A 2348-nucleotide genomic window follows, 5' to 3' on the forward strand; every position below is an offset into this window, starting at 1 on the left:
ATATCTTCTTGTATTGTTATCACTTGTCGTTTCATACTCTGCCATTTATAGTGTTGGTATTATCGTTGCAAACATTTCCAAACGTGAATTCCTCAATGTTATTAATCTGCTGAGACAACTTTTCCACGTCTTTGCTCAATTTTTCCTTGGTAATTTTGGCATACACCTGGGTTGTCTTTATGTCCTTGTGACCAAGCATTGAACTCACTGTTTCTATTGGAACTCCGTTGGAGAGGCAAACCGAGGTTGCGAACGAATGGCGGGCAACGTGCACAATTTAAACAAAAGCAACGGAAAGTGAATATGAGAGGAATGAACTGCAAGTGGTTGAGAATGAGCAATATTTCATAATTCTGCCAATTGGCTACAAAGCAAAGCCGAGCAGGATATTGAGTTATTTCAGTTACCAAACCGTTAGCGGTCAGTTACCGAAACCAACACTGCTAACGAGGTGAAAAACAAATAGTTTGTCACCAGTGTTTGTTGCACTGTTCTGCACAACTTTCAATGACGGAGAATGCTTACTGATTGATTATTTTTGCAAACTAAAAAAGTAAGCAGATGAAAGTTGAAAAATTCAAGGTGCTGCTCTACCTCAAAAAGAGCGGATTGGACAAGAACGGTAAGGCTCCCATCATGGGACGCATCACCCTCAACCGAACAATGGCGCAGTTCGGTTGCAAGTTGTCATGTACGCCAAAGTTATGGAATCCACGTGAGAGCAGACTTGACGGCAAGAGCAAGGAGGCTGTGGAAGTGAACGCCAAGATTGACAAGCTGTTGCTGGCTATAAACTCAGCCTACGAGTCACTTGTGGAGCGCAAGACGGATTTTGACGCAAAGTCGATAAAGGATCTGTTTCAATGTAGTGCAGACACTCAGATGACCTTGTTGAAGCAGCTTGACGCCATCATTGCGGACATTGAGTCAAGAATCGGCATCGACTACAAGAAAGGCACGCTCCCAAACTACCAGTACACTCGCCTGACATTGGGATTGTTCGTCAAGAAGCGTTATGGAACTGACGATGTGGCATTCGGTGAGCTTGACGAGCAGTTTATCCGTGAGTACATGGACTTTTGCTTGGACGAGAGAGGTCTTGCACTTGATACAGTCCGCCACTATCTCGCCATATTGAAGAAGACCTGCCGAATAGCTTTCAAGGCAGGACACTCCGAGCGTTATCATTTCATGCACTTCAAGCTACCTCAAAAGAAAGAGAATCCACCAAAGGCATTGACACGTGAGGACTTCCTAAAAATTCGTGACCTCGAAATATCAGAGCGAAGAAAATCGTTGGCTTTGACCCGTGACCTTTTTCTTTTCGCCTGCTATACAGGCACGGCTTATGCCGATACGGTTTCCATCACGGAAGAAAACCTCTTTCGTGATGAGGAGGGCAGCCTTTGGCTGAAATACCATAGAAAGAAGAACAAGATGCTTGCACGTGTGAAGTTACTGCCAGAGGCGCTTGCCATGTTGGAGAAATACAAAGACCCGACAAGACCTACTCTTTTACCGCCACAGGAATTTCGAGTGCTGAGAGGTAATATGAAAAGTCTCCGAGTATTATCTGGCATAAGTATGGATTTGGTCTATCATGTTGGACGGCACAGTTTCGCATCGCTCGTTACGCTCGAAGAAGGTGTTCCGATAGAGACTATCAGCAAAATGCTTGGTCACAGCAACATTCAGACCACGCAAATCTATGCACGTGTCACCCCGAAAAAACTATTTGAGGATATGGACAAGTTCATCGAAGCCAACAAAGACTTCAAGTTTGTCCTGTAATATTTTCACAAAATAAGAAAGGAACATAACAATGAGAAGTACATACAAGCAGTTTTATTATATCAACCGTGGCAGAGTAAAGGCAGACGGAACCACATCTATATTTTGCCGTATCACGATTGACGGCAAAGTGTCAGCCATAGCAACAGGTCTTTACTGTGCTCCCGAAGAATGGGACACGAAAAAAGGTGAAGCCAAGAATGCAAGAGTGAACGGACAACTGCAAGCGTTCAGACTAAGAATTGACGAAGCCTACGAGCAGGCAACAAAGGAAAAGGGCATCGTTACCGCCGAGATTCTGAAGAATGTTATTGTTGATGCAAATACTATCCCGATGACATTGCTTGCCACTGGCGAGGAGGAGCGTGAACGCCTCAGGCTGCGCTCCATCCGTATTAACTCAACATCTTCTTATCGCCAATCTAAGACATCGCAGCTCAACTTGCGAGAGTTCATCGGGTTACGAGGAATGAATGACATTGCATTTGAAGATTTGACTGAGGAATTTGGCAAATCTTATAAGTTGTTCTTGATTGGCAAAGGGTATAGTGCATCCA

The 2348-nt window shown here is 44.3% G+C and carries 1 protein-coding gene and 2 pseudogenes; 2 read left to right on the plus strand and 1 reads right to left on the minus strand.

Going from position 1 to position 2348, the window contains the following annotated elements:
* Positions 1-31: 31 nt before the first annotated feature.
* A pseudogene (locus tag F7D47_RS05130) lies at positions 32-271 on the minus strand (tyrosine-type recombinase/integrase); the annotation flags it as partial.
* A gap of 290 nt (positions 272-561) precedes the next feature.
* On the opposite strand from F7D47_RS05130, the gene F7D47_RS05135 reads away from it, so the two are divergent.
* Positions 562-1791 carry a site-specific integrase gene (locus F7D47_RS05135; protein WP_153085151.1) on the plus strand — a complete coding sequence of 410 codons (1230 nt, stop codon included), beginning with the start codon at positions 562-564 and terminating at the stop codon, positions 1789-1791.
* 31 nt (positions 1792-1822) lie between these two features.
* Positions 1823-2348 (plus strand): annotated as a pseudogene (locus tag F7D47_RS05140) (phage integrase SAM-like domain-containing protein); the annotation flags it as partial.

This window comes from Segatella copri (assembly GCF_009494835.1).
In the GTDB taxonomy this organism is placed as follows: Bacteria; Bacteroidota; Bacteroidia; order Bacteroidales; family Bacteroidaceae; genus Prevotella; species Prevotella copri_F.